Source organism: Streptomyces sp. NPDC048106 (assembly GCF_040706415.1).
In the GTDB taxonomy this organism is placed as follows: Bacteria; Actinomycetota; Actinomycetes; order Streptomycetales; family Streptomycetaceae; genus Streptomyces.
Map to the genome: position 1 here is coordinate 37,650 of NZ_JBEZND010000013.1, position 26,091 is coordinate 63,740.

A 26,091-nucleotide genomic window follows, 5' to 3' on the forward strand; every position below is an offset into this window, starting at 1 on the left:
GGCCTACCTGGCTTCTCGGGTGGCGAGCTGGTCGGCGGTGCGGGCGACGCCGAAGGCCGCCGGGACGGGCTGGCTCGCCATGTGCAGGCGGTCGGCGGTGCGGCGCGGCAGCGGGAAGTAGGCGAAGGCGCCGGACACCCGGCCGTCCGCCGTCATGGGCCGCGCCTCGAAGCGGGCGACGGTGGCCAGCCGGTACGGTTCCCCGCCGTGGCTGTCCAGGAGCGCGATCTCGGTGATGCGGCGGGCGCCGTCGGCGAACCGGGTGAGCTGGACGATGACGTCGACCGCGCTGTTGATCTGGTCGTGCAGCGCGACGAAGGGCACCTCGACGTCGGACATGGAGGCCAGCGTCTGGAGCCGGGTGAGGGCGTCCTCGGCGCTGTTGGCGTGCACGGTGGCCAGCGAGCCGTCGTGGCCGGTGGACATCGCCTGGAGCATGTCGAGGGACTCGCCGCCGCGGACCTCGCCGACCACGATCCGGTCGGGCCGCATCCGCAGCGAGTTGCGCACCAGGTCGCGGATGCTGACCTGGCCCTTGCCCTCGACGTTCGGCGGCCGGGACTCCAGCCGCACCACATGGCTCTGCTGGAGCTGGAGTTCGGCGGAGTCCTCGATGGTGATGATGCGCTCGTGCGGCGGGATGAGCCCGGACAGCGCGTTGAGCAGGGTCGTCTTGCCGGTGCCGGTCGCGCCCGAGACGATGACGTTGAACTTCGCCTGCACCAGCCCCGCCAGCAGGTACACCATGGGCTCGGCCAGCGAGCCGAGGCCGATCAGCTCCTGGAGGGTGAAGGAGCGCGGGAAGCGGCGGATGGTGAGGATGGGCCCGGTCAGCGACAGCGGCGGGATGATGACGTTGACACGTTCACCGGAGGGCAGCCGGGCGTCCACCATCGGATTCGACTCGTCCACCCGGCGGTTGACGGTCGAGACGATCCGCTCGATGGTCTGCATGAGCTGGTCCGCGGAGGCGAACCGCAGCGGCAACTGCTCCACCCGGCCGCCGCGTTCGACGAAGATCGCGTCCGGGCCGTTCACCATGATCTCGGTGATCGAGGCGTCCTCCAGCAGGGGTTCGAGGATGCCGAGGCCCAGTGCCTCGTCCACCACCCGCCGGATCAGCTGGGCGCGCTCCACCGTGGACAGCACCGGGCCCTCGCGGCTGATGATGTGCCCGAGCACCCGTTCGAGCCGGGTACGGCGTTCCGCGGCGGCCAGCGCGCCCATCTCCGCGAGGTCGATCTCCTCCAGCAGCTTGGCCCGGTAGGCGGCGACCAGATGCCCGTCCTCGCCCCGGCTGCCGTGCTCCTCCGGAGTGCTGATGCGTGCCCGCAGGCTCATGGTCGGCTGCTCCTCGGTCGGTGGGCGAGACGGTCGAATCGGTCAGTGGTCGAGAGGGTCAGTGGTCGAGACGGTCAGTGGTCGAGTCGGTCAGTGGTCGAGCGGCATGGTGGCGGACTTGGTGGCGTCGCCGAAGCTCCACACGATCTTCGGGATGCGGACGGTGGCGGTCACGGTCACGGAGTCGCGCCCGCCGCCCGCCGAGCAGCTCACCTGGATCCCCCCGCCGACCGCCGCCGCGCACGCCTGCTGGGCGTCCTGCCGCAGCGACGCGGCCCGCGCCCCCGCACGGGCCGCCGTACCGGCCTGCTCGGCGGCGTAGGCGACGGCGCCGAGCTGGATTCCGGCGAGGGCGACGATCAGCAGCACCGGGATGAACCCCAGGTACTCGATGGCGACTTGGCCGCGGTCACGACGGCCGCTCGGGTAGCGCATCTCAGTCCTTCGCCTCCTCCACCGCGCCCGCGTGGCCGTGCACCGTGGCCGGGAAGGAGACCAGGCCCGGGAAGAGCACCGGGACCTTGAGGGACACCTCGGCCGTGACGTAGCCGGACCCGCCGCAGCTCACCGTCGCGTCCCCCCGCCACGCCGCCGGCAGGTCCTTCAGGCCCGCCGCCGAGCAGGCCGCCTGGCGCGCACCGCCGGGAGCCGCCGCCGTACCCGCCCGTACCGCCTCGTCCGCGGCGTTCCCGGCGAGCGTGAAGGTGTACCCCACGAGTACGGCCTGCCACACGAGCACCAGGGTGATCAGGATCAGCGGGGTCATGCCGAGGAACTCGATGCTCACCTGGCCCCGGTCCGCGCCCCTCTTCGTCATCGGCTCACTCCTTCCGCCGCCGAAGGCCCCCGCCGCGTCCCCCGCTCCGTGCCCCGCCCCGGTGCGCCCCCTCGGCCGCCCGCGCGAGCCCCAGCTCCCCCGCGAGCGCCCACAGCGCCTGCTTCACCGTGCTCCGGGCGTCCAGCTCGTGGACCCGCCCCGCGTCCACCACCGCCTGCAACTCCTTGAAGTTGGCGGGCACGGCGGTGCGCGCGAGCGCCGTGCCGGTGATCCGCTGCACCAGCGCGGGCTGGATCTCGGTGAGTCGGCTGGTCCGGTTGACGACGACCGTGGTCTCCTCGGCCTTGCGGATCTGGAGCCGGTCCCACATCCGCACGGTCCGCTTGGCGGCGCGGACGGCGATCACGTCCGGCGTGGTGACCAGCAGGGCCGTGTCGGCCGTCTCGACCGCGGCCGCGCCTGCCCCGCCGAGCTGGGCGCCGCAGTCGATGACCACGACCTCGTAGCGCGAGCGCAGGGCGCGCACGATCTGCCGGGCGGCGCGGTCGGTGACCTCCTCGCCGCGCTCGCCCTCGCCGGGCGCGAGCAGCAGGGCGAGCCCGGTGTCGTGGCGGAAGACGGCGTCGGCGAGGACGCGCGGCGAGATGTCGCTGATAGCGGCGAGGTCGGCCACCGAACGCCGGAACTGGATGTCCAGGTAGGAGGCGACGTCGCCGGACTGGAGGTCGAGGTCGACCAGCGCGGTGGGCCGCCCGGAGGCCTGCGCGGCGAGCGCGAGCTGTACGGCCGTGAGCGTCGCGCCCACGCCGCCCTTGGCGCCGCTGACCGTGACGACCGTGCCGCCGGTGCCGCCGGGCGCCTCGCCGCCGTGGCCGAGATGGCGGCGTACCTCCGTCGCCCACTGGGCGACCGCCTGCACCCGGCCGGCCAGCTCGTCGTACGACAGCGGGAGCGCGACCAGTCCCCGGGCGCCGGAGTCCATGGCGGCGGCGAACAGGCCGGGGCTCGCGTCGGTGGTGACGAGGATGACGCCGACGGCCGGGAAGCGCAGGGCGATCTCGCGGATCAGCTCCAGCGCCGGTGCGGGTCCGATGCGTTCATGGACGACGAGCACCTCGGGGAGTTCGTCCACGGACTCTGCGGCGAGCCTCGCGAGGCTGTCGACCAGTTGGGTGGAGTCGGTGAGCGGCGGCTGCGGTTCGGCGTCGGGGAGCTGGCTGAGCAGCGTGACGAGGGACCGGACGGCGTCCGGATCGGCGCCCGCCGGGAGGATCCTGGTCGGCATGCGGGCCGCCTCTCACTTGTCCGTCGCGAGTTCGTAGGTGCGGTCCTTGTCCGGGACGCCGGTCTCGCCGCCGGGACCCACCAGCGCGAGCCGGACGCGCTGGGCGAAGGACTCGGCGTAGGTGACGCGCTGCGCGTCGAGGGTGGACAGCGCGAAGGTGATGGGGACGGCCTCGCTGGGCTGCTGCTGGTTGTTCTTGGCGGCGTCCGGGTCGAGGGCGGTGATCCGGCCGACGTCGAGGACGCGCGCGTCGGTCACGATGATCTTCGACTGGTCGGGGTCGCCCTCCTTCTTGCCCGCGAAGGTGGCGTAGACGTTGACCCGGGACCCCGGGGTGATCTTCCCGGCCACGCCCGTCGCCGCGTCGATCATGATGGCCACCTCCTGCTGTCCGGGCTGGAGGGCGGGCTGGTCCACGATCATGTCGCTCTGCAACAAGGAGCCCGCGTGCAGCGTGGTGACGGCGATCTTGCCCTGGAGCCGCCGGAGGTCGGTCACGGCGGTGCCGGGCAGCCACCGCTCGGGCATCCTGACCTTCTCGAACTGCCCGGCGTCCAGGGCTGTGTACGGCTTGACGTCGGAGCGGACCCGGTAGGCGGTGACCTCGGGGCCGACCTTGGAGTCGACGTCGTGGATGACGGAGAGCACGCCGGCGAACGCGCCGAGAGCGCACAGGACCGACAGGAGCAGGAGTATCACGCCGCGGCGCTGACGGGAGTTCATGAACCGTGCAACCTCATTGGGGGAATCGGTCGTTCGGGATATGGACGTGCAGGTCGTGGTCGGGCGTCTCTCGTGCTCGGGCCTTTCTCGTGCTCGGGCGTCTCTCGGGGTCGGGTCGGCTTGGGTGGTCGGGTCGGCGTGGGTGGTCGGGCGTGTGCGCTCGGGCCGGCGCGCGCTCAGGCGGGCGTGCGTGGTTCCAGGGCCCGTGGGGCGGGCGGTTCATGGACGGGCGGGACGGCGGAGCAGAAGACGCAGCGGTCGCCGATGACGTCGAGACCGCACCAGTGGCAGCTCGACTGCCGTACCGAGGTGACCAGTTGGTACAGCACGGACAGGTCGTCGAGGTGGGCGCAGAACTCGACCATGCGGCCGGTGCCCCACCACACCCGGGACTCGGCGGGCAGCGCGGTCTCCCGCACCCCCTGCGCCTGCCACGCGGTCCCGAGCCCGCCGGCCCAGTCGCCGGGCAACTGGCCCTTCGCGAGGAGCATCCAGGTGGGGAACTCGGGCCCCTTGAGGGTGGCGTCGGGGGCGACCTTGACGAGCTGCGGCTCGGGATGGGCGAGTACGGCGAACTGGCTGCCCGGCACCCAGGACTTGGCGTGCGCCTTCAGTCCGACCGGCACCCGGTCGAGGCGGGCGACGGAGCCGAGCACGGCACCGGCGTGGACGTAGTGGGCGAGCAGCCGCCCGGCGCAGGCGAGCACCCCGGGACCGAGGTCGCAGGAGGCGAGCTGCCGTAACTGCCGGGCCAGTACGGCGACTCCGAGGGGCGGCAGCTCGGGCCGGAGCAGGGCGACCCGGTCACTCTCCAGCAGCGAGCGCAGGGTGTACAGGCGCCGCACGACCGGCTCCGGGGTGGCCGCCGAGCACAGGACGACGACATGGCCGTACTGCTCGATGAGGGTGTGGAGTTCGGTGAGCGCGTGGTCGAGCGGGTGCCGGTCGAGGCCGGCCAGCACGACGGCGGGCATGGTGCGTTCGTCCTGTGGCGGCAGCGCCAGGTCGGCGCTGGTCACGGCAATGGCAGTTGGCACGCCCCGCTCCCCGGTGACTTCACTGCGTGACTACCTGAGCACTGTATCCACGCGTGACGGGCGGGAGAACAGCGTTTGTGAAGCACATGTGGAACTTACCGAGGGCAAGTCCCCGCAAACCCGGTCAGGTTGAGAAAGCGACCGACCCCCGCTTTGGTCTGGACCTCTTGACAGCCGGATTGGTCTGGACCAACTTGTCTGTGCACCGGTGGCCACCGGCTCCACCCCTGGATTCCGCCCCCTGGATTCCGGGCCTGGGTCCAATCCCTGGATCCGACCCCTTGGATTCCCACCCCACTCCGACTCCCCCGGAGGTCCCCGTGGACCGCGCACCAGGCACCCCCAGACGATCCCGACGCCGCCTCGCGGCATGGTCCGCCGCCGTCACCCTCGCCCTCGCCGGCGCGGGTCTCGCCGCGACCGCCGCCCCGGCCGCCGCCGCGGACGTCAACAACGTCGTCAACGCCGGCTTCGAGTCGGGCCTGTCCAATTGGACCTGCTCGGCGGGCAGCGGCACGACCGTTTCCTCCCCGGTCCACTCCGGCACCGGCGCCCTGAAGGCGACCCCCGCCGGGCAGGACAACGCCCAGTGCACCCAGACGGTCGCCGTCAAGCCCAACTCCTCGTACACCCTGAGTTCCTGGGTCCAGGGCGGCTACACCTACCTGGGCGTGACGGGCACCGGGACCACGGACGTCTCCACCTGGACCCCCGACACGACCACCTGGAAGCAGTTGTCGACGTCGTTCACCACGGGCGCGTCAACCATGTCGGTCACGGTCTACACGCACGGGTGGTACGGCCAGGCGGCCTACTACGCCGACGACGTCTCCCTCTACGGCCCCGACGGCGGCGGCACGGGCGGCGGCGGCACCCCGGCCCCCACGGTCCCGGCCGCCCCCACGGGCCTCGCTGTCTCCTCGACGACGTCGACCTCGGCCTCGCTCACCTGGTCCACCTCCTCGGGCGCGACCGGCTACAACGTGTACAGCAACGGCACGAAGGTCACCTCGACGACCGGCACCTCCGCCACCCTCACGGGCCTGACCCCCGCCACCTCGTACTCCCTCCAGGTGACGGCGACGAACGCGGCGGGCGAGTCGCAGAAGTCGGCGGCGGTCACGGCGACGACCACCTCGACCGGAACCGGCGGCGGCGGAAGCGGCGGCTCGCTGCCGAAGCACGCGGTGACGGGCTACTGGCAGAACTTCAACAACGGCGCGAAGGTCCAGAAGATCTCCGACGTCCCCGCCGCCTACGACATCATCGCGGTGGCCTTCGCGGACGCGACCACGACGCCGGGCGCGGTGACCTTCAACCTGGACTCGGCGGGCCTCGGCGGCTACACCGTCGACCAGTTCAAGGCCGACATCAAGGCCAAGCAGGCGGCCGGCAAGAAGGTCATCATCTCGATCGGCGGCCAGAACGGCACGATCTCGGTCAGCGACTCCGCCTCCGCCACGAGCTTCGCCAACTCCGTGTACTCCCTGATGCAGACGTACGGCTTCGACGGCGTCGACATCGACCTGGAGAACGGTCTGAACGCGACGTACATGACCCAGGCACTGCGCGCCCTGTCGGCGAAGGCAGGCTCGTCCCTGATCATCACCATGGCCCCGCAGACGATCGACATGCAGTCGACCTCCGCCTCCTACTTCCAGACCGCGCTGAACGTGAAGGACATCCTCACGATCGTCAACATGCAGTACTACAACAGCGGTTCGATGCTGGGCTGCGACGGCAAGGTCTACAGCCAGGGCACGGTCGACTTCCTCACCGCCCTCGCGTGCATCCAGCTCCAGGGCGGCCTCTCCCCCTCCCAGATCGGCCTCGGCCTCCCCGCCTCCACCAGCGCGGCGGGCAGCGGCTACGTCTCCCCGTCCGTCGTGGACAACGCCCTCGACTGCCTGTCCGCCGGCACCAACTGCGGCACCTTCAAGCCGTCGAAGACCTACCCGGACCTGCGGGGCGCGATGACCTGGTCGACCAACTGGGACGCCTCCTCGGGCAACGCGTGGTCGAACACGGTGGGCGCGCACGTGCACGCGATGCCGTGACCTGACACCCGCCCGACCCCGCCCTGCGGCGCCCGGACTCCGCCGAGAGTCCGGGCGCCGTTCCGTGCGTACGTTTCCGGTCACTTGCCCCCTATGCGCGTTGCGACCGGTGAAACCCCGATGTGATGCTCCCCGGCATGAGTGACCAGGGGGACGGCACGGTGTCGACGACAGGGGCGCGTGACCGCCGTCGATTCGCCGCCTTTCTCGGCGAGTTCCGCCGTACGGCGGTGCTCGTGCCCGTGGACGAGCACGACGTGCCCCTGACGGGTGACCACGGCGGTGTCCGCTGGATCCTCGCCTTCTCCAGCGAGGCGGCCCTGGCCCGTTACGCGCTGGCGCGGGGCGAGGGCGACCGGGAGTGGGCGTACCAGAGGTGGCTGGGCGCGCGGCTGCTGGACGCCGCCGTGCCCGCCGTGGGGGTGCCGTGCGGGGTCGCGCTGGACGTGGGCGGCGCGGGCGCGCTGTTCCCGCCGGTCGCGGGGATCGTGCCGGACCGGGCGGCGGTGGACGTGGACGGGGAGCAGGGGTGACCGGTGAGCGGTGACGGCAAGGACCTGAAGACCGAGGGCCTCGCCCTGATCGCCAAGGGGCTGAACGACGCCCTCGGCGAGCTGAAGGAACTGGGCATGGTGTACGAGGCGGACGCCGGCCGGGGCTTCGACAAAGTCGGCCTGACCGGGCTCCAGTTGGGGCACGAGGGGCTGACCGCGGATTTCAAGTCGTTCTGCGAGCGCTGGGAGTGGGGCGTGCGCGCGCTGATGGACGAGGGCAGCGGGTTCGCGCGGCGGACGGGCCTGGCGGCGGGCACGTACTACGACACCGAGAACTACGTGGTCGGCACGTTCAAGGACGTGGCCAACGCGGTGATCGGCAATCCCGACGCCGCCGAGTCGGACGTGGAGAAGATGGGCTGGGGGGACATCCTCAAGTCCAGCCCGTACGGCGGGAACACGGACTACAGCGAGAAGTCCTTCGAGGACGCGTGGGCCGACAGCAGGCAGGGCTGGTCCGACGACGCACGCGACTTCATGGACTCGCAGGCCGCGAGGAACATGGGCATCAGGCCGAGCGGCATGTCGGACGCGGAGTACCACAGGATGCTCGACGCGGCCTTCGGCCCCTCCCCGGAGGAACGCGCTCGGGCCGCCGGGCAGCAGGGCGGTGCGGGCTGATGGGGCTGGGCGACATCGGCAAGCTCACCAACACCGTCCTCGGGGCCGGCGAGGACACGTGGAACGCGGGCAAGAAGAAGCTCGGCGAGGGCGTCGACCGGGTCGCGCACAAGGTGGGCGGCGAGCTGGACCACGCCGGTCTGCACAAGTGGGCCGACAAGGTCGAGGACGCGGGCGACGGCCTCGCCTCCTACCTCGGCGCCACCCCCGGTGAGAAGCAGCTCGGCGAGACGGAGGACGCGAACGAACTCGTCCACGGCGCCCCGGAGCGGATCCGGGAGAGCGCCACACACCTGAGGGACTTCGACAGCGCCTTCGACAAGGTCGGCCAGGGGATGCGCAAGGTCGACTCCTCCGGCTGGGCGGGCGAGGGCGGGGACGCCTTCCGCGAGAAGTTCGGCGTGCACCCGGCCAAGTGGGCCCGCGCGGCCGAGGCGTGCCTCGCGGCGGCGAAGGCGCTGGAGTCGTACGCGGACACCGTCAAGTGGGCCCAGGACCAGGCCAAGGAGGCCGTCGAGCTCTACAAGCAGGGCACGAAGGCGTCCAAGGACGCGGTCGAGGCGTACAACGAGAAGGCCGACGCCTACAACGCGAAGATCAGGGCGAAGGAGGACCCGGGCCCGAAGCCCGGGCCGTTCCACGACCCCGGCAAGGCCGACATCGACTCGGCCGTCCACAAACTCGGCGCCGCCCGCAAGCAGCGCGACACCGCCGCCACGGAGGCCCAGGGCAAGATCAAGGCGGCCCTCGCCCACGCCCCGGCCGAGCCGCCGCCGCTGACCCGTCTGCGCCACGACCTCGAAGACGCCGGCATGGAGGTCGACACCGCCGCCGTGCACTTCATGGGCGGCGTCGTCAAAGGCACGGCGGGCATGGTCACCTTCGTCCGCGGCCTCGACCCCACCGACCCGTACAACCTCACGCACCCGGCCAACTACCTCCAGCACGTGAGCATGACCCTCAGCGGCCTGGTCGCCACCGGCGAACACCCCGACCGCGCCCTGAAGGGCATGTGGTCCGACTTCGAGAAGGACCCCTCCGAGTTCGGCGGCCGCATGCTCCCGCAGCTCTTCGCCGGCGACGGCATCGGTCTGGAGGCCGGCCTGACCCGCGACGCGGCACAGGCGGGCCTGCGGTCGGCGGCCGAGGGGACGCTGGAGGACGGGGCGCGGGCGGGCGCGGAGGACGCGGGGAAGGCCACCGCCCGGGACACGGCGCACGAGGACCCCCACCGGTCCTCCCGCGAAGACGCGGCGAAGGAGAGCGGGGGCACCGACCCCATCGACCTCGCCACCGGCAGGATGTACCTGCCGCAGACCGACGTCGTCCTCCCCGGCGTACTTCCCCTGCTCCTCAACCGCCGGGTGGAGTCCGGCTACCACCTGGGCCGCTGGTTCGGCCCGTCGTGGTCCTCCACCCTGGACCAGCGCCTGGAGATCGACGCGGAGGGAGTCGTCTTCGTCACGGAGGACGGCCTCCTCCTGTCGTACCCCCACCCCGCGCCGGGCCTGCCGACCCTGCCCGGCCACGGCCCCCGCCGGCCGCTGGACCGGGTGGACGGCGGCTACACGGTCACCGACCCGGAGACCCGGCGCACCTGGCACTTCGCCGACCGGACCGACCGCCTGGCGGTCCTGGAACAGGTGGACGACCGCAACGGCAACTGGATCACCTTCGAGTACGACCCCGAGGGCACCCCCCTGTCCGTCTTCACCAGCGCGGGCCAGGGCGTGCGCATCACGACGGACTCGGGCCGCGTCACCTCGTACCGCCTGGCGGCGACGGGCGAGCCGCTGAAGCGCTTCGCCTACACGGACGGCGACCTCACCGAGGTCGTCGACTCCTCGGGCCTGCCGCTCCGTTTCACGTACGACGAGGCGGGCCGCGTCACGTCCTGGACGGACACCAACGACCGGTCCTACACGTACGAGTACGACGACCGGGACCGCTGCGTCGCCGAGGGCGGCGCGGCCGGCCACATGGCGTTACGCCTGACGTACGAGGACCCGGACCCGGCCACGGGACTGCGCACCACGACGGCGACGACCGGCGAGGGCCACACGCGCCGCTACCTGGTCAACGACGCGTGGCAGGTGGTCGCGGAGAACGACCCGCTGGGCGCGACCACGAGCTACGTCCGGGACCGCCACAACCGTCTGCTGTCCACGACGGACCCGCTCGGCCACGCGACGTCGTTCCGCTACGACGAGGCGGGCAACCTCACCTCGGTCGTCCGCCCGGACGGCCGGGAGTCCAGGGCGGAGTACGACGACCTGGGTCTGCCGGTGAAACTGGTGCACCCGGACGGCACGACCGTCCGGCAGACCTTCGACACCCGGGGCAACCGCACGTCGGTGACGGACCCGGCGGGCCGGACGACCCGCTTCGCGTACACCGAGGCGGGGCACCTGGCCTCGGTGACGGACCCGCTGGGCGGTACGACGACGGTGGTGTGCGACCCCGCGGGCCTGCCCCTGACGGTCACGGACCCGCTGGGCGCGGTCACCCGCTACTCGCGGGACGCCCTCGGCCACCCGGCCACGATCACCGACCCGACCGGCGCGACGACGCTGCTGGAGTGGTCGGTGGAGGGCCATCTGACCCGCCGCACGGCGCCGGACGGTACGACGGAGACGTGGACGTACGACGGCGAGGGCAACTGCACGAGCCACACCGATCCCCTGGGCGGTGTCTCGCACTTCTCCTACACCCACTTCGACCTCCTGTCGTCCCGCACGGGCCCGGACGGGGTGCGCTACGAGTTCGCCCACGACACGGAGTTACGCCTGACCCGGGTCACGAATCCGCAGGGTCTGACCTGGGAGTACGAGTACGACCCGGCGGGCCGCCTGGCGTCGGAGACGGACTTCGACGACCGCACCCTGAGCTACGAGTACGACCCGGCGGGGCGCCTGACCTCCCGCCGTAACGCCCTCGGCGAGAAGGTCTCTTTCGAGCGAAACGAAATCGGCCAAGTTCTCCGCAAGAACGCGGCGGGGCGGGTGACGACGTATGCCTACGACCTGACCGACCAACTGGCCCGGGCGACGGGCCCGGACGGCACGGAACTGGTGCTGCTGCGCGACCGCCACGGCCGCCTGCGCTCCGAGACGGTGAACGGCCGGGCCCTGAGGTACACGTACGACGCGCTGGGCCGCCGCACGGGCCGTACGACTCCCACCGGGGCCGTCTCCACGTGGTCGTACGACGCGGCGGGCCGCCGCACAGGCATGGTGGCGTCGGGCCGCCCGATCGACTTCACGTACGACGAGGCGGGCCGCGAGTTGACCCGTCACCTCGGCGAGACGGTTTCGCTGGCCCACACCTTCGACCCGCTGGGCCGCCTGACGAGCCAGTCGGTGACGGGGGCGGCGGGTGCCCTGGTCCAGCGCCGGTCCTACACCTACCGGGCCGACGGCAACCTGACCGGCATCGACGACCACCTCTCGGGCCCCCGGCGCTTCGACCTCGACGCGACGGGCAGGGTGACGGCGGTCCACGCGGCCGGCTGGACGGAGCGCTACGCCTACGACGAGGCGGGCAACCAGACGGAGGCGTCCTGGCCGTCCGGCCACCCGGGCACGGAGGCGACAGGTCCCCGCGCCTACGAGGGCACCCGCATCCTCCGCGCCGGCGGCGTCCGCTACGAACACGACGCCCTGGGCCGCGTCACCCTGCGCCAGAAGACCCGCCTGTCGCGGAAGCCGGACACCTGGCGCTACGAATGGGACGCCGAGGACCGCCTGGTATCGGTGATCACCCCGGACGGCACCCGCTGGCGCTACACCTACGACCCGCTGGGCCGCCGCACCGCCAAACTCCGCCTGGCGGAGGACGGCGGGACGGTCCTCGAACGGGTGACCTTCACCTGGGACGGCACGACTCTCTGCGAGCAGACGACGACCTCTTCGGCCCTTCCCCACCCCGTCACCCTCACCTGGGACCACCAGGGCCTGCGCCCCCTCACCCAGACCGAACGCATCACCTCGGCCGACACCCCCCAACAGGAAATCGACTCCCGCTTCTTCGCCATCATCACGGACCTGATCGGCACCCCGACCGAACTGATCGACGACCAGGGCGAGATCGCCTGGCGCACCCGAAGCACTCTCTGGGGAACCACGGCGTGGACAACAAACAGCACGACGTACACACCCCTACGCTTCCCAGGCCAGTACTACGACCCGGAAACGGGGCTGCATTACAACTACTTCCGGCACTATGACCCGGAGACGGCTCGGTACCTCACTTCAGATCCACTTGGACTTGGCCCTACACCTAACCCTGCCTCATACATTGTCAATCCCCACACCTATGCCGATCATCTCGGACTTGCACCAGATGCATGCCCCGAGAAGCAATCAAAGGAGAAGACGGACTACTTCTCCACATACACGGAAGCGCGCAGCTACGCCCGCATGAAGGCAGGTCTTGGCGACGACGCGACACCCTTTGTTCAAGAGATCGGCCCACAAAAGGGACGCGTAACAGGGATGCAGAGCCCCGATGGCACAAGAGGCTGGCGGGTCGACTACGACGCCAAGAATCCCGATAAGGGTTTCCATGTCAACTGGTGGGTGCGAGATGGTTTGAAGCGAAGTAGCGGTAGCTGGGATTACGGAGCAGCCGTTGTAAAATTCGACAACGCCGAAGCAGCCGAAAGAGCGTACTACGAAGTACTAGCACACCTGCCCCACACATAGGAGAGAACACCATGGGCACCGATCAAGCATTCGTGCAGGAGTGGTTCAAGGCTCACGCATGCCAGCTGGCAGACAAAGGAAAAGTCCAGGAGTTCTTCGACTACCTGGACGAGCTGCCCTGGAAAACAACGGGGCTTGACTGGGACGAAATCCCTAACTTGTTCGTCCCATTCGGGGAACGTGACCCCCAGCCCCAGTGGGTGGGCAACTTCTCGAATACCCCGCTCGGAGGCCATAAATACATCATGATCGCCTACGCTCCCGGGCGAGATGGAATCATCGGCGACCGAGACGAAGTCCTGGCCGACCTTGACCTTCTGTATTCCGGGTCACCCGGGCCTCGATATTTCTGCGGGGCAGACGTTACTCAAGGACGCACAATTTTGACAGTCCAAGACTTTGCGGAATTCTCGGACGAGGGCGTAACGGTTCATGCACCGACGGAGTGACGCTTCGACAACTGGATCGCCATGCTTACTCGAAGCCTGCAAGCAGTACATGCGCTCAGCAGGTTCGGCGAACTAGCCTGGTTCAGGCTGCCAGCGGAATACAACGACGTTTACAACTATTATCAGGTTCCCTATATCGGATGGCGCTACAAATCACCCCACAACGAGGTCGCAGAAGTATTTTGCCTCAAAGCACTGTCTGATGTCGATCTGATCATCAAGCGACTAGAGAAGGTCCAGGTCCCAGAAATTCATTAACGGACGACTCGCAAACCGTCATCCGGGCATCCACCAACTGGCCAAAGAGCTGTGAGGCGCGCCATGACAACTCCCCACACGTTCCGCCGGCCTGTGAGGATGCTCCAGATCTACTCCGTGGAGGAGCGGGACGCGGGCTCGGCCGTCTGTGTCGTCCGGTGTGTGGGCGGGGTCGTACGTGCCGGGCAGCGGTTCGCTGTCGGAGGGGGCGAGCGGATAGTGCTCGAGTGGGTTCTGCGTTATGGAAAGCCCGTGAGTCTCCTGGACCCGCCCCATACCGCGCGAGTCCGGTTCACCGGCGACGGGGTGGGCCGCCTGGAGAGGGGATCGTGTGTGCGTCTCGACCAGTGAGGCTGCCCTCTCCGGGACGGTGCTGCGACATCCCGTGCACGGGATCATTTTTGAGCTTCCCTGTCTCGCCGGGGAGTTGGAGCGGGGCGAGCGGTGGTGGCCGTAGCGGGCATGGGTGAGGGAGCCGGCTCCCCAGGGAGCCGGCTCGTGGAGGAGCGGGGGGCGGTCAGTCGCCGTCTTCGAAGTAGGCGTCCAGGACCGCGTCCAGTTGTTCGTCCCATTCCTTGAAGCGGGACCGGGACGAGGCCTCGATCTCGATCGGGTACCAGCGGCGGTCCGGGGTGTGGACCGTGATGGTGTAGCGCTTGCCGAAGCGCGGGGACTCCGACTCCACCGCGGCGATCTCGGCCCAGCCGAACTCGCAGGCCTCCTCGTCCAGGCTGAGGCGGACGCCCTGGTGGTCGGCCACGATCTTCGCGCGGCGGTCGGAGGCTTCGAAGACGGGGCCGTCGGGGGCGGGCTCGGCCGCTTCCGTGGCGGCCTCCTCCGCGCTGTCCTCCTCCGCGCCGTCCTCGTCCGCGGATGCCTCCGGCTCCTGCGGCTCCGGCGGTTCCGCCGCGGCCGTCGGCTGGTCCGGTGCGGCCGTCTCCGGTTCGTCCGGGGCCGACGTCGTCGGCGTCGCGGTCGGGGCCGTGAGGCCCGGGATGAAGGCCGGGTCGAAGCCGGCACCCGCCACGGGCTCGGTCGTCACCGCTTCCGCCTTCAACGCTTCGGTGTTCAACGGTTTGCTGCCTGATCCTATGCGCTGCTCCACGGCGGCAGTATGGACGACTTCCCTGTGCCGGAACCAGTCAGCCCGCGCGTCGCGTCGGCAACTTACGCCGCTCCAGGGGAGTCGAGCACCGCGAGGGCGTCGATCTCGATCAGCAGGCCGGCCGGGAGGCCGACGTAGACCGTGGTGCGGGCGGCGGGCGGCTGGGTGAGGGCCTGGGCCTCGAAGTAGGCGTTGTAGATGTCGTTCATCTCGGCGAAGTGGTCCACGTCCGTGAGGTAGACGCGGAGCATCATCACGTCGTCCCAGCCCGCGCCGCCCTCTTCGAGGATCGCCTTGACGTTGGCGAGGGTCTGGAGCGTCTGCTCGCGCAGGGTGGGTCCGGCCGGGGTCGGGGGCTTGCCCTCCTCGGCGGGCAGGAAGCCGACCTGGCCGGCGACCTGGAGGATGTTGCCCTTGCGCACCCCGTGCGAGAACTTCGCGGGCGGGGTCGTGTGGGTCGGAGGAGTCAGGGCGGTCTTTTCCGTCATGCGAGGTCCTTTGCGGGAGGCATTGCGGGGGTGCATTGCGAGGTTCATCGCAGGGGTTCTTCAAGAAGGGTCGGTCACTGGTGTTCTACCGGAGTACTCCGCGCTGATCGCGTCCGCCGTGCGGCGGACCAGCGGCAGGAGGGCGAGGAGTTCCTCCGCCGTGACGACCACGTTCGGGGCGGACACCGACATCGCGGCGGCCACGCGCCCGTCGGCGCCGCGGACGGGCGCGGCGACGCAGTTGATGGACTCCTCGTGGCCGCCGAGGTCGGCGGCCCAGCCCTGTTCGCGGACCCTGGCCAGTTCCTGGAGGAAGGCGTCGGCGTTCGGGGTCGAACGGGCGGTGTACGAGGGGTAGTCGAGCTTCTCCGCGAGCGCGCGGCGCTCGGGGGCGGGGAGGTCGGCGAGGAGGAGTTTGGCCACGGCGGCCACGGTGAGGGCGACCGGCCTGCCGATGCGTGAGTACATGCGGACCGGGTAGCGGCTGTCGACCTTGTCGATGTAGAGGACCTCCTCGTCGTCGTACACGGCGAGGTGGACGGTGTGGCCGCACTCTTCGTTCAGCCGTACGAGGTGGGGGTGGGCGATCTCGCGGACGTCCAGGTTCTCCATCGCCTCCTGGGCGAGCGCGAAGAGGCGGGCGCCGAGGCGGTAGCGCTGGTCGGACTGGCGGTAGACCAGGCCGTGCTCGTGCAGGGTGCGCAGGAGGCGCAGGGCGGTGGACTTGTGGACGCCGAGGCGGTCGGCGACCCGGCCGAGGTCGGCGGGGCCCTCCGCGAGCAGCGGCAGGATGCTCAGGGCGCGGTCGACGGTCTGGCTCATGGGGTGTTCGCCTCCTCGGGGGCCCACGCGGTCCGTGTCCAGCCGGGGGCGAGTCGCAGTCTTCCCCATGCGGCGTCGTCCAGGGCGACGAGGTGGTCGGCGTGGGCGCGGGCGGGCGGCGCGGCGAGGTCGGTGGGCGCGGTGAGGGCCGCGGCGGCGAAGAGCAGGCCGTGCCGGACCCGGTCGCGGACGGACAGGCCGCGCAGCGTGCCGGAGAGGAATCCGGCGGCGAACGCGTCGCCCGCGCCGACGTGGGCGACGACGTCCACCGCGGGCGCGCGCACGAAGGTCGCGGTGCCGTCGGAGTCCTCCGCGCCGCCGGTGGCCTTGACGCAGGCGGTCGCGCCGCCCCTGCCCTGCTTGATGACGACGGTCGCGGGCTCCGGCAGCGCCGCCAGGATGGCGCGTCCGCCGCGCAGCCCCCAGGCTGCCCGTGCCTCGTCGTCGGCGATGAACACGATGTCCGCGCGCCGCGCCAGCTCCAGGAGCACGCGCGGGCCCTCCGGATGATCACGCCACAGCGCGGGCCGGTAGTTGACGTCGAAGGAGACGAGCGGGCGGCCGGGGCGCGGTGCCGTCAGCTCCCGCAGCAGGGCGAGGCACTCGGCGGAGAGGGCCGCGGTGATGCCCGTCAGGTGCAGCACGCGCCCGGCCAGCACCGCCGCGAGGTCCGTGTTGCCGGTGGACATCACCGACGCCGCCGAGCCCGCCCGGTAGTAGGCCACCTCGTGCGCCCGGGTCGCCCGGTCGGCGGCCGTGCGGAAGTACACGCCCGTGGGCCGCGTGGGGTCGCGGTGGACGGCGGACACGTCGACGCCGTACTCCCCGATGCCTTCCACCAGGCGTTCCCCGAACCCGTCCGCGCCCACTCTGCTCACCCAGCGCGCCGTATGCCCGAAGGCCGCCAGCGCGCACGCCACGTTGGACTCGGCGCCGCCGATCGCGCGGTCGAAGGACGGCACGTCGGCCAGGCGCCCCGGGCGGGTGGGGACGAAGGTGACCATGGACTCGCCCAGCGTGACCACGTCCACGGCCGCGACCCCCGCACCGTCAGCAGCGTCGTCGATGATGGCTCCTGTCGATCCTCCGGGCGGCGGCTCCGTTGACCCGGTGTCGGCGAGATGCTAGACAGCAGTGAGCACTACACGCAATGGGCGTTGCACAGAATGCAACGACATCAGCACACGTCGGCCGAAGAAGGGCTCCCATGGACACCGAAGCGCTCGGCCGTCTGGCCGAGGAACAGGTCGACCACCGCTTCAAGGGCCTGCCGCCGGACGCCCACGGCCTCACCGTCCGGGAGCTGGCCGGCCAGCACCGCAACCTGTTCGGCGCGGACGGCGGATTCACCACCCCCCTGCTCGCCCTCTCCGCCGAGCGCCTCGCGCACAACCTCGCGCTCATGCAGACGTACACCACCCGCCACGGCCTGGCCTTCGCGCCGCACGGCAAGACCTCCATGGCGCCGCAGCTCTTCCACCGCCAGATCGAGCACGGCGCCTGGGGCATCACCCTGGCCGTGCCCCACCAGGTGCGCGTCGCACGGGAGTTCGGCGTCCAGCGGATCTTCCTCGCCAACGAGCTGGTGGACGGCGCGGCCCTGCGCTGGCTCGCCGGTGAACTCGCCGCCGACCCCGGCTTCCGCTTCATCGCTTACGTCGACTCCGTGCGCGGCGTGGAGCTGATGGACGCGGCCCTGCGCGGGGCCGCACGGCCGGTGGACGTGGTCGTGGAGCTGGGCGCGGGCGAGCGGGCCCGTACCGGCGCCCGGACGGAGGCGGACGCGCGGGCCGTCGCCGACGCCGTCGGCCGCACCCGGACGCTCCGGCTCGTCGGCGTGGCGGGGTACGAGGCCCAGGTGCCGGACGCCGACCCGGCGCGGGTGCGCGCGTGGCTGGACCGGCTCGTCGCCCTGGCCGTCGCGTTCGACCGGGAAGGGCTGTTCGAGGGCGCGGACGAGATCGTCGTCAGCGCCGGCGGCAGCGAGTGGTTCGACGCCGTCGCCGACGTCTTCGCCGGGATCCCCGTGCTCTCCCTCCCCGTGCTGAAACTGCTGCGCTCCGGCGCGTACGTCTCGCACGACGACGTGCACTACCGCTCGCTCACCCCGTTCAACCGGGTGCCCGAGGAGGGCGCGCTGGAGCCCGCGTTCCGGTTGTGGGCGCAGGTGGTCTCGCGGCCCTCGGCGACGGAGGCGTTCGCGAACGCCGGGAAGCGGGACGTCTCCTACGACCTCGACCTCCCGGTGGCCCAGGTGGTGCGCCGGGGCGGCGGCGAGCGCCCGGCGGCCGGGATCGAGGTGGCCGCGCTGTCCGACCAGCACCTGTGGCTGCGCACCGGGCCGGACACGGAGATCGAGGTCGGCGACTGGATCGGCTTCGGGCTGTCCCACCCGTGCACGGTCTTCGAGAAGTGGCAGCTCATCCCGGTGGCGGAGGCGGACGGCACGGTGGTCGACTACATCCGCACCTACTTCTAGAGCATCGGGGAGGCCCCGCATGGAAGACCTGGTCGTCCGGGACGCCGAGGTGGTCGACGGCAGCGGCGAGCCGTCGTACCGGGCCGATGTCGTCGTCGACGACGGGCGGATCGTGTCCATCGTCAAGGAGGCCGCGGCGGCCGGGTGCCAGCGGCCGCGGGCCATGCGGGAGCTGGACGCCGAGGGGCTCGTCCTCTCCCCCGGCTTCATCGACATGCACGCGCACTCCGACCTCGCCCTGCTGCGCGACCCCGACCACAGCGCGAAGGCCGCGCAGGGGGTCACCCTCGAAGTGCTGGGCCAGGACGGGCTGTCGTACGCCCCGGTGGACGACCGGACGCTGGCGGAGGTGCGCCGGGCGATCGCCGGGTGGCACGGGTACGGCGAGGACGTCGACTTCGACTGGCGCACGGTCGGCGAGTACCTCGACCGGCTGGACTCCGCCTTCGACGGGCGCGGGATCGCCGTGAACGCCGCCTACCTGATCCCGCAGGGCACGGTACGGGCGCTCGTCATGGGCTGGGAGGACCGGCCCGCGTCCGACGAAGAGAAGCGCCGCATGCGGGAGTTGGTGGCGCAGGGCATGGAGCAGGGGGCCGTCGGACTGTCCTCCGGGCTCACCTACACCCCCGGGATGTACGCCGACGACGCCGAACTGACCGACCTGTGCCGGGTGGTGGCGTCGTACGGCGGCTACTACTGCCCGCATCACCGTTCCTACGGCGCCGGCGCGCTGGCGGCCTACGCCGAGATGGTCGCGCTGGCCCGTGCGGCGGACTGTCCGCTGCATCTGGCCCACGCCACGCTGAACTTCGGCGTGAACGAGGGGCGGGCCGGTGAGCTGCTGGGCCTGCTCGACCACGCCCTGGACGCGGGGGCGGACATCACCTTCGACACGTACCCCTACACCCCCGGCTGCACCACCCTGGCCGCGCTGCTGCCGAGTTGGGCGGGCGCGGGCGGCCCGGCAAAGACGCTGGCCCGGCTCGCGGACCCGGCGGCGGCCGAGCGCATCCGGCGGGAGCTGGAGGTGACCGGCTCGGACGGCTGCCACGGGATGCCGGTGGAGTGGGAGACGGTCGAGGTGTCCGGGGTGGCCGACCCGGCGCTCGGCGCGTATGTGGGACGCACCGTCAGCGAGTTGGCCGGGGAGCAGTCCCGGACCCCGTGGGAGGTCGCCCGGCGGCTGCTGGTCGAGGACCGGCTCGGTACGACCGTCCTCCAGCACGTCGGCCACGAGGACAACGTGCGCGCCCTCATGCGTCACCGCGCCCACACCGGGGGCTCCGACGGCATCCTGCGGGGCGCGAAGCCGCATCCGCGGGCGTACGGCGCCTTCCCGCGCTACCTCGGCCACTACGTGCGGGAGTTGGGCGTGCTGTCGCTGGAGGAGTGCGTCGCCCGTCTCACCGCGCGGCCCGCGGCCCGGCTGCGGTTGCCGGACCGGGGCCTGGTGCGCGAGGGGTACCGGGCGGACCTGGTGCTGTTCGACCCGGAGACGGTCGCGGCCGGCGCCACCTTCGCCGCGCCCCGAGCGCTGCCGACGGGCATCCCGTACGTCCTGGTCGACGGCCGTTTCGTCATCGAGGACGGCAGGCGGACGGACGTGCTCGCGGGCCGGTCCGTCCGCCGGACGCCGAGGTGAGCGCCGTGCCCCGGCCCCTTACGGCTTGGGCAGGGTGCAGCCCGCCGCGGCGAGGTTCAGCTTGTTGCCGGTGGTGAAGCAGGCCGGGATCCCGTACGTCTCCTCGGCGTAGTTGGTGCCCTGGCGGACGGTGACGGTGCCGTTCTCGTCGACCTCGCACGGGTTGTTGACCGTGCAGCGCTCGCCGTCCTCGTTGCCCGTGTTGTTGACGGCGACGACCTTGCCGGTGCTGGTGTCGATGACCGGGGAGCCGGAGGTGCCGCCGATGGTGTTGCAGCTGGAGGTGTAGCGGACCGAGTCCTTCCAGGTCCAGTCGCCCTCCTTCAACTGGTGGACGAAACCGTCGATGTTGCAGCTGTAGGTCGTCTTCCAGTACCCGGAGACGACCTTGATGGCGGCGCCCGCGACCGGGTGGGTGTCGTCGAGGGTGAGCGCGCTGATGCCGTACGAGCTCTTGATCTGCGCGTAGGTGGTGGTGAGGCGGTAGATCGTGACGTCCGTGTCGGTCATCGTGGAGTAGACGACCTGGTTGGCGCGCAGGGTGGCGACCTTGCTGCCGCTGGCGTTCAGCAGGCCAAAGGTACGGCTGGAGGTCTGGCCGGTGATGACCTCGCCGGGGGCGGGGAAGCCGGTCTCCAGGCAGTGGCCGTTGGACAGCACCAGCGCCGGGTCGCTGTCGGCGGAGCCGGGGAGGCGGACGACGGAGCCGGAGCAGTTGCTCAGCGAGACCGTGCCGGCGAAGTTGACGGTCACGGCGGCCGGCTTCGCCTTGGCGGCCGGGGAGCCGGCGGTGAGCGGGGCGGCGACCGCGGGGGCCGCGCCCAGCCCGGCCAGGGCCAGGGCGGACAGCGCGGCAAGGAGAGGCTTGTTCACGTGGGGGTCCCCTCTTACGACGGGGGCGACCGGAGGAAGTTCCGGTCGCCCTTGCTTTGTCATGCGCATTCTCGGCGCAGCGAGGGGACGGGAACAAGGAGCCGGATCAGGCCGTAGGGGTTTCCCTGTGCGACACCTGTGATCAACCCCCTTGATTCCCGGACGACTTGAGAAGGCGTCAGCGGGGGTGCCGGTGACGGCCCCGGCCGCCGGACCAGGAGTACGAGGGGGAGGGGGTGACCGTCGGCGTCGACGGCGGGGTGCCGGCCGCCGTGGGGGGCGGGGCGGAGGTGGTGGTGGGTGCCGGGCTGGACGCGGCGGGGGTGGTGACCTTGGCGGTCGTGGCCGGGGCGGACGCCGTGGGGGCGCCGGCGCCGGAGGACGGTGCCGAGGGGGACGCCGGGGAGGAGGCCGAGGGGGTCCCCGGCGCCGGTTCCCCGGCCTCCGGGTGCGCGCTCGCCGTGGGTTCGGCGCGGTCGCCCTGCTTGTGCCCGGATCCGGCCGGGGAACCCGAGCCCGTCACACCGGCGATCAGCGCGACCGCCCCGGCGACGCCGAGCGCCCCGGCGACGGCCACGAGCCGACGCCGGCCGCCCCTGCGCCGCTGGTCCCGCCGGCGCCGCTCGGCCCGGCCCTCCCCGGACCCCGACGGCGCGCCGGCACCGGGCACCGCCGGGCCGGGCATACCGGGGCCCGACAGGTCAGGCGAACCGGCGCCGGGAGCCGCCGAACCCGGATCCGCCTGCCCGGGATCCACGTGCCCAGGATTCGCGTGCCCGTAGGCGTCCGCACCGGGACCGGCGATCGGGGGCAGCTCCCGTGTCTCGTCGTAGGCGTTCTGCCACCCGTGCGCGACGGCGGGGTCGGTGTACTCCTCGTACGCCGGGGCGGGGCCCGGTCTCGGGTGGTACACGGGCGGGACCGGGGGCTCCGCCCCCGCGCCGGACGCGCGGGGCGCCTCCGACTCGTACTCACGTTCGCTGGACACGACAGCGGATTCTATGGAGACCAGGAGGCGCCGTGGGCGGCCGCCGGAGCGATCCGGGACAAATCCCCGTCTCGCGTGGTGGAAAACACCACCCATGACCGGCCACGGCGGCCTAAGCTCACGCGTATGCAGGTGATCCAGTCGACCAAGCTCGCCAACGTCTGTTACGAGATCCGGGGCCCGGTTCTCGAGGAGGCCATGCGGCTTGAGGCGGCGGGACACCGCATCCTCAAGCTCAACACGGGCAATCCCGCGGCGTTCGGCTTCGAGTGCCCGCCGGAGATCCTTGAGGACATCCTCCGCAACGTCTCCACGGCGCACGGATACGGCGACGCCAAGGGGCTGCTGGCCGCCCGGCGCGCGGTCGTCATGCACAACCAGACCCTCGGCATCGACACGGACGTCGAGCACGTCTTCATCGGCAACGGCGTCTCCGAGCTGATCGTGATGGCGATGCAGGGGCTGCTGGACGACGGCGACGAGGTCCTCGTACCGGCGCCGGACTACCCGCTGTGGACGGCCGCGGTCTCGCTCTCCGGCGGCACGGCGGTGCACTACCGCTGCGACGAGCAGTCCGACTGGATGCCCGACCTCGCCGACATCGAGCGCAAGGTGAGCGACCGCACCAAGGCGATCGTCATCATCAACCCGAACAACCCCACGGGCGCGGTCTACGACGAGGCCGTGCTCAAGGGGCTGACGGACATCGCGCGCCGGCACAACCTGCTGGTCTGCTCCGACGAGATCTACGACAAGATCCTCTACGACGGCGCCACCCACACCCCGACCGCGAAAGTCGCCCCCGACCTGCTGACGCTGACCTTCAACGGCATGTCGAAGGCGTACCGGGTGGCCGGCTACCGGGTGGGCTGGATGTCGATCTCCGGCCCGCGCGCCCACGCCGACTCCTACATCGAGGGCCTGACGATCCTGGCGAACATGCGGCTGTGCGCCAACATGCCGGGGCAGCACGGCGTGGTCGCCGCGCTGAGCGGACGCCAGACGATCCAGGACCTGGTGCTGCCGGGCGGGCGGCTGAAGGAGCAGATGGACACGGCCTACGAGCTGCTGACGCAGATCCCGGGCGTGAGCTGTGTCCGGCCGAGGGGTGCGCTGTACCTCTTCCCGCGGCTCGACCCGAAGGTGTTCAAGATCCGGGACGACCGGCAGATGGTGCTCGATCTGCTGCGCCAGGAGAAGATCATGGTGGTGCAGGGCACGGGCTTCAACTGGCCGGAGCCGGACCACTTCCGCGTGGTCACCCTGCCGAGCGTCGGGGACCTGAAGGACGCGGTGACGCGGATCGGGACCTTCCTGGACGGCTACGGGCAGCCGTGACCCGGAGCGGGCGGCCCCGGCTGTCCGTAGCCGGCGGACCCCGGTCCGTGACTCGACTCAACTTTAGACGAAATCCAAGCTAGGATGGCTTCCTGTAGAGCACAGGAGGCCGTCCCATGTACGAACCGATCCGCACCAAGTCGGTCCACAGCACGACGGCCGGCGCCTCCTCGGACTTCCCCCACCGGTCCCGTGAGGAGGAGCTGGACATCCAGCTCGCCGGGCATCTGTCCGCGCTGCTCGCCGTCACCGACGAGCTGCGCGCGCTGACCCCGTCGGCCGGCCTGGACGCGGCCGCGGAACGGCTGGTCGCGGAGGTGAGCAGGCTGCGCGGAGGCACTCCGCCGCGCGCGACGCCGGCCACCGCCGCCGGGGACCCGGCGGCCCTGCACCGCCGTGCCCACGCCCTGGCCGGGCGCGCCCTGGTGGTCGCCGCCTCCCGCGCCGACACCGCGGCTGCCATCCTCTCCGCCGAGCGCATGGACGCCCACACGGCCGCCCTCGCCGACCCGAGGGAACTCACCACCACCGGCTGATCCCCCGGCACCGGTCTCGGACATGCGCGCGCACCGGACCGGGGCCGCCGCCGTACGCCGTTGTACGGTGCGGACCCCGGTCCGGTGCGGTGCGCTACCGCGGCCGGCCTTCGTGACGACTATTGCTGGTCAGGGCTAGTCGGACCGGCCGCGGAGTTCTCGGGGCTCAGCCCAGGCGCTCGACCAGCGCGCGGTACTGGTCCCACAGCTCCTTCGGCGTGTGGTCGCCGAAGGTGTCGAGGTGCTCGGGGACGAGGGCGGCCTCCTCGCGCCAGACCTCCTTGTCGACCGTGAGCAGGAAGTCGAGGTCGGACTCGGACAGTTCGAGACCCTCGGTGTCCAGCGCGGCCTTGGTCGGCAGCACGCCGATCGGGGTCTCGACGCCCTCGGCCTTGCCGTCCAGGCGCTCCACGATCCACTTCAGGACACGGGAGTTCTCGCCGAAGCCGGGCCAGACGAACTTGCCCTCGTCGTTCTTGCGGAACCAGTTGACGTAGTAGATCTTCGGCAGCTTGGACTGGTCCTTGTCCTTGGCCACGTCGATCCAGTGCGCCATGTAGTCGCCCATGTTGTAGCCGCAGAACGGCAGCATGGCGAACGGGTCGCGGCGCAGCTCGCCGACCTTGCCCTCGGCCGCGGCGGTCTTCTCGGAGGCCACGTTGGCGCCCAGGAAGACGCCGTGGTCCCAGTCGAAGGACTCGGTCACCAGCGGCACCGCGCTGGCGCGGCGACCGCCGAAGAGGATCGCGGAGATCGGCACGCCCTTGGGGTCCTCCCACTCGGGCGCGATGATCGGGCACTGCGAGGCCGGCACGGTGAAGCGGGCGTTGGGGTGGGCGGCGGGGGCCTCGGCGCCCGGCGTCCAGTCGTTGCCCTTCCAGTCGGTGAGGTGGGCCGGGGTCTCCTCGGTCATGCCCTCCCACCAGACGTCGCCGTCGTCGGTGAGCGCCACGTTGGTGAAGACCGCGTTGCCCCACAGGGTCTTCATCGCGTTGGCGTTGGTGTGCTCGCCGGTGCCGGGCGCGACGCCGAAGAAACCGGCCTCGGGGTTGATCGCGTACAGGCGGCCGTCCTCGCCGAAGCGCATCCAGGCGATGTCGTCGCCGATGGTCTCCACGGTCCAGCCGGAGACGGTGGGCTCCAGCATGGCGAGGTTGGTCTTGCCGCAGGCGCTCGGGAAGGCCGCGGCGACGTACTTGGACTCGCCCTGCGGCGGGGTCAGCTTGAGGATCAGCATGTGCTCGGCGAGCCAGCCCTCGTCACGCGCCATGACGGAGGCGATGCGCAGCGCGTAGCACTTCTTGCCGAGCAGGGCGTTGCCGCCGTAGCCGGAGCCGTACGACCAGATCTCGCGCGACTCGGGGAAGTGGGAGATGAACTTGGTCCGGCTGCACGGCCACGGCACGTCCGCCTGGCCGGGCTCCAGCGGGGCGCCCACGGAGTGGACGGCCTTGACGAAGAAGCCGTCCTTGCCCAGCTCGTCCAGGACCGCCTGGCCCATGCGCGTCATGGTGCGCATGGAGACGGCGACGTAGGCGGAGTCGGTGATCTCGACGCCGATCGCGGACAGCGGGGAGCCGAGCGGGCCCATGCAGAACGGGACGACGTACAGGGTGCGGCCGCGCATGGAGCCGCGGAACAGGCCCTGGTCGCCGGAGAAGATCTCCCGCATCTCGGCGGGGGCCTTCCAGTTGTTGGTCGGGCCCGCGTCCTCCTCCTTCTCGGAGCAGATGAAGGTGCGGTCCTCGACGCGGGCGACATCCGTCGGGTCGGAGGCGGCGAGGTAGGAGTGCGGGCGCTTGACCGGGTCGAGTTTCCTGAAGGTGCCCTTGGCCACGAGCTCCTCGCACAGGCGCTCGTACTCGGCCTCGGATCCGTCACACCAGACCACTTCGTCCGGCTGCGTCAGTTCGGCGATCTCGTTGACCCACGAGATCAGTTCCTGATGGCGGGTGGGAACGCTGGTAGCCGAGTTGTCGCGCGCCACGGTTGCTCCTAAGTGAGGGATTTT

At 71.2% G+C, this 26,091-nt stretch carries 22 protein-coding genes; 9 read left to right on the top strand and 13 right to left on the bottom strand.

Annotated features, from left to right (window positions below; genetic code table 11):
* Window positions 1-3: 3 nt before the first annotated feature.
* From AB0927_RS15910 to AB0927_RS15935, 6 genes are all read right to left on the bottom strand, one after another.
* The gene (locus AB0927_RS15910; RefSeq protein WP_366668165.1) at window positions 4-1,341 is read right to left on the bottom strand and encodes a CpaF family protein; all 1,338 of its coding nucleotides are present in this window, start codon (window positions 1,339-1,341) and stop codon (window positions 4-6) included.
* A gap of 90 nt (window positions 1,342-1,431) precedes the next feature.
* Entirely contained in the window at window positions 1,432-1,776 is a 345-nt protein-coding gene (locus tag AB0927_RS15915; RefSeq protein ID WP_366668166.1) for a TadE/TadG family type IV pilus assembly protein, read from the bottom strand.
* A gap of 1 nt (window position 1,777) precedes the next feature.
* Entirely contained in the window at window positions 1,778-2,158 is a 381-nt protein-coding gene (locus AB0927_RS15920) for a TadE/TadG family type IV pilus assembly protein (RefSeq protein ID WP_366668167.1), read from the bottom strand.
* A gap of 4 nt (window positions 2,159-2,162) precedes the next feature.
* Entirely contained in the window at window positions 2,163-3,404 is a 1,242-nt protein-coding gene (locus AB0927_RS15925; protein WP_366668168.1) for an AAA family ATPase, read from the bottom strand.
* Window positions 3,405-3,416: 12 nt separating this feature from the next.
* Complete coding sequence (cpaB, locus tag AB0927_RS15930) at window positions 3,417-4,127, bottom strand: Flp pilus assembly protein CpaB (RefSeq protein WP_366668169.1); 711 nt, start codon at window positions 4,125-4,127, stop codon at window positions 3,417-3,419.
* 176 nt (window positions 4,128-4,303) lie between these two features.
* Complete coding sequence (locus AB0927_RS15935) at window positions 4,304-5,164, bottom strand: hypothetical protein (protein WP_366668170.1); 861 nt, start codon at window positions 5,162-5,164, stop codon at window positions 4,304-4,306.
* Between the two features lie 320 nt (window positions 5,165-5,484).
* Here AB0927_RS15935 and AB0927_RS15940 point away from each other — a divergent pair, with 320 nt between their 5' ends.
* The 5 genes from AB0927_RS15940 (at window position 5,485) to AB0927_RS15960 (ending at window position 13,548) form a co-directional block, all read left to right on the top strand.
* Complete coding sequence (locus AB0927_RS15940; RefSeq protein WP_366668171.1) at window positions 5,485-7,221, top strand: glycoside hydrolase family 18 protein; 1,737 nt, start codon at window positions 5,485-5,487, stop codon at window positions 7,219-7,221.
* A 137-nt stretch (window positions 7,222-7,358) separates the two neighbouring features.
* Complete coding sequence (locus AB0927_RS15945; protein WP_366668172.1) at window positions 7,359-7,754, top strand: SseB family protein; 396 nt, start codon at window positions 7,359-7,361, stop codon at window positions 7,752-7,754.
* A 3-nt stretch (window positions 7,755-7,757) separates the two neighbouring features.
* Window positions 7,758-8,396, top strand: a complete 639-nt coding sequence (locus AB0927_RS15950; protein WP_366668173.1) for a hypothetical protein — start codon at window positions 7,758-7,760, stop codon at window positions 8,394-8,396.
* Window positions 8,396-13,099, top strand: coding sequence for a putative T7SS-secreted protein (locus AB0927_RS15955; protein ID WP_366668174.1), 4,704 nt, complete (start codon window positions 8,396-8,398; stop codon window positions 13,097-13,099). The genes AB0927_RS15950 and AB0927_RS15955 overlap by 1 nt, the downstream gene beginning before the upstream one ends.
* A gap of 11 nt (window positions 13,100-13,110) precedes the next feature.
* Window positions 13,111-13,548 (top strand): hypothetical protein, encoded by a 438-nt coding sequence (locus AB0927_RS15960; protein WP_366668175.1) that lies wholly within the window; start codon window positions 13,111-13,113, stop codon window positions 13,546-13,548.
* Between the two features lie 775 nt (window positions 13,549-14,323).
* Here AB0927_RS15960 and AB0927_RS15965 read toward each other — a convergent pair.
* From AB0927_RS15965 to AB0927_RS15980, 4 genes are all read right to left on the bottom strand, one after another.
* Window positions 14,324-14,848 (bottom strand): hypothetical protein, encoded by a 525-nt coding sequence (locus tag AB0927_RS15965; RefSeq protein ID WP_366668176.1) that lies wholly within the window; start codon window positions 14,846-14,848, stop codon window positions 14,324-14,326.
* Between the two features lie 125 nt (window positions 14,849-14,973).
* Window positions 14,974-15,399, bottom strand: a complete 426-nt coding sequence (locus AB0927_RS15970) for a RidA family protein (protein WP_366668177.1) — start codon at window positions 15,397-15,399, stop codon at window positions 14,974-14,976.
* A gap of 60 nt (window positions 15,400-15,459) precedes the next feature.
* Window positions 15,460-16,221: an IclR family transcriptional regulator gene (locus AB0927_RS15975; RefSeq protein ID WP_366668178.1), complete on the bottom strand. Its 762-nt coding sequence runs from the start codon at window positions 16,219-16,221 to the stop codon at window positions 15,460-15,462.
* The gene (locus tag AB0927_RS15980; RefSeq protein WP_366668179.1) at window positions 16,218-17,252 is read right to left on the bottom strand and encodes a sugar kinase; all 1,035 of its coding nucleotides are present in this window, start codon (window positions 17,250-17,252) and stop codon (window positions 16,218-16,220) included. The genes AB0927_RS15975 and AB0927_RS15980 overlap by 4 nt, the downstream gene beginning before the upstream one ends.
* Window positions 17,253-17,428: 176 nt before the next feature.
* Between AB0927_RS15980 and AB0927_RS15985 the strand changes: the two genes are divergently transcribed.
* Together AB0927_RS15985 and AB0927_RS15990 are read left to right on the top strand one after the other, a co-directional pair.
* A complete protein-coding gene (locus tag AB0927_RS15985) occupies window positions 17,429-18,700 on the top strand; it encodes an alanine racemase (protein WP_366668180.1) in 1,272 nt (423 codons plus the stop codon).
* Between the two features lie 19 nt (window positions 18,701-18,719).
* Window positions 18,720-20,345 carry a D-aminoacylase gene (locus tag AB0927_RS15990; RefSeq protein WP_366668181.1) on the top strand — a complete coding sequence of 542 codons (1,626 nt, stop codon included), beginning with the start codon at window positions 18,720-18,722 and terminating at the stop codon, window positions 20,343-20,345.
* An 18-nt stretch (window positions 20,346-20,363) separates the two neighbouring features.
* On the opposite strand, the gene AB0927_RS15995 is transcribed toward AB0927_RS15990, so the two are convergent.
* Together AB0927_RS15995 and AB0927_RS16000 are read right to left on the bottom strand one after the other, a co-directional pair.
* Window positions 20,364-21,218 carry a serine protease gene (locus tag AB0927_RS15995; protein WP_366668182.1) on the bottom strand — a complete coding sequence of 285 codons (855 nt, stop codon included), beginning with the start codon at window positions 21,216-21,218 and terminating at the stop codon, window positions 20,364-20,366.
* 178 nt (window positions 21,219-21,396) lie between these two features.
* Entirely contained in the window at window positions 21,397-22,206 is an 810-nt protein-coding gene (locus tag AB0927_RS16000) for a hypothetical protein (RefSeq protein WP_366668183.1), read from the bottom strand.
* A 126-nt stretch (window positions 22,207-22,332) separates the two neighbouring features.
* Between AB0927_RS16000 and AB0927_RS16005 the strand changes: the two genes are divergently transcribed.
* The gene (locus AB0927_RS16005; RefSeq protein ID WP_366668184.1) at window positions 22,333-23,544 is read left to right on the top strand and encodes a pyridoxal phosphate-dependent aminotransferase; all 1,212 of its coding nucleotides are present in this window, start codon (window positions 22,333-22,335) and stop codon (window positions 23,542-23,544) included.
* Window positions 23,545-23,660: 116 nt separating this feature from the next.
* Complete coding sequence (locus AB0927_RS16010) at window positions 23,661-24,080, top strand: hypothetical protein (protein WP_366668185.1); 420 nt, start codon at window positions 23,661-23,663, stop codon at window positions 24,078-24,080.
* Between the two features lie 166 nt (window positions 24,081-24,246).
* Here the strand turns inward: AB0927_RS16010 and AB0927_RS16015 are convergent, their stop codons facing one another.
* Window positions 24,247-26,067, bottom strand: a complete 1,821-nt coding sequence (locus AB0927_RS16015; protein WP_366668186.1) for a phosphoenolpyruvate carboxykinase (GTP) — start codon at window positions 26,065-26,067, stop codon at window positions 24,247-24,249.
* Between the last annotated feature and the right edge of the window lie 24 nt (window positions 26,068-26,091).

Excerpts from the sequence above, each read along its gene's own strand:
- AB0927_RS15910 (WP_366668165.1), bottom strand. The coding sequence starts at position 1,341 with ATGAGCCTGCGGGCACGCATCAGCACTCCGGAGGAGCACGGCAGCCGG.
- AB0927_RS15915 (WP_366668166.1), bottom strand. The coding sequence starts at position 1,776 with ATGCGCTACCCGAGCGGCCGTCGTGACCGCGGCCAAGTCGCCATCGAG.
- AB0927_RS15920 (WP_366668167.1), bottom strand. The coding sequence starts at position 2,158 with ATGACGAAGAGGGGCGCGGACCGGGGCCAGGTGAGCATCGAGTTCCTC.
- AB0927_RS15925 (WP_366668168.1), bottom strand. The coding sequence starts at position 3,404 with ATGCCGACCAGGATCCTCCCGGCGGGCGCCGATCCGGACGCCGTCCGG.
- cpaB (WP_366668169.1), bottom strand. The coding sequence starts at position 4,127 with ATGAACTCCCGTCAGCGCCGCGGCGTGATACTCCTGCTCCTGTCGGTC.
- AB0927_RS15945 (WP_366668172.1), top strand. The coding sequence starts at position 7,359 with ATGAGTGACCAGGGGGACGGCACGGTGTCGACGACAGGGGCGCGTGAC.
- AB0927_RS15955 (WP_366668174.1), top strand. The coding sequence starts at position 8,396 with ATGGGGCTGGGCGACATCGGCAAGCTCACCAACACCGTCCTCGGGGCC.
- AB0927_RS15960 (WP_366668175.1), top strand. The coding sequence starts at position 13,111 with ATGGGCACCGATCAAGCATTCGTGCAGGAGTGGTTCAAGGCTCACGCA.
- AB0927_RS15970 (WP_366668177.1), bottom strand. The coding sequence starts at position 15,399 with ATGACGGAAAAGACCGCCCTGACTCCTCCGACCCACACGACCCCGCCC.
- AB0927_RS15975 (WP_366668178.1), bottom strand. The coding sequence starts at position 16,221 with ATGAGCCAGACCGTCGACCGCGCCCTGAGCATCCTGCCGCTGCTCGCG.
- AB0927_RS15985 (WP_366668180.1), top strand. The coding sequence starts at position 17,429 with ATGGACACCGAAGCGCTCGGCCGTCTGGCCGAGGAACAGGTCGACCAC.
- AB0927_RS15990 (WP_366668181.1), top strand. The coding sequence starts at position 18,720 with ATGGAAGACCTGGTCGTCCGGGACGCCGAGGTGGTCGACGGCAGCGGC.
- AB0927_RS16005 (WP_366668184.1), top strand. The coding sequence starts at position 22,333 with ATGCAGGTGATCCAGTCGACCAAGCTCGCCAACGTCTGTTACGAGATC.
- AB0927_RS16010 (WP_366668185.1), top strand. The coding sequence starts at position 23,661 with ATGTACGAACCGATCCGCACCAAGTCGGTCCACAGCACGACGGCCGGC.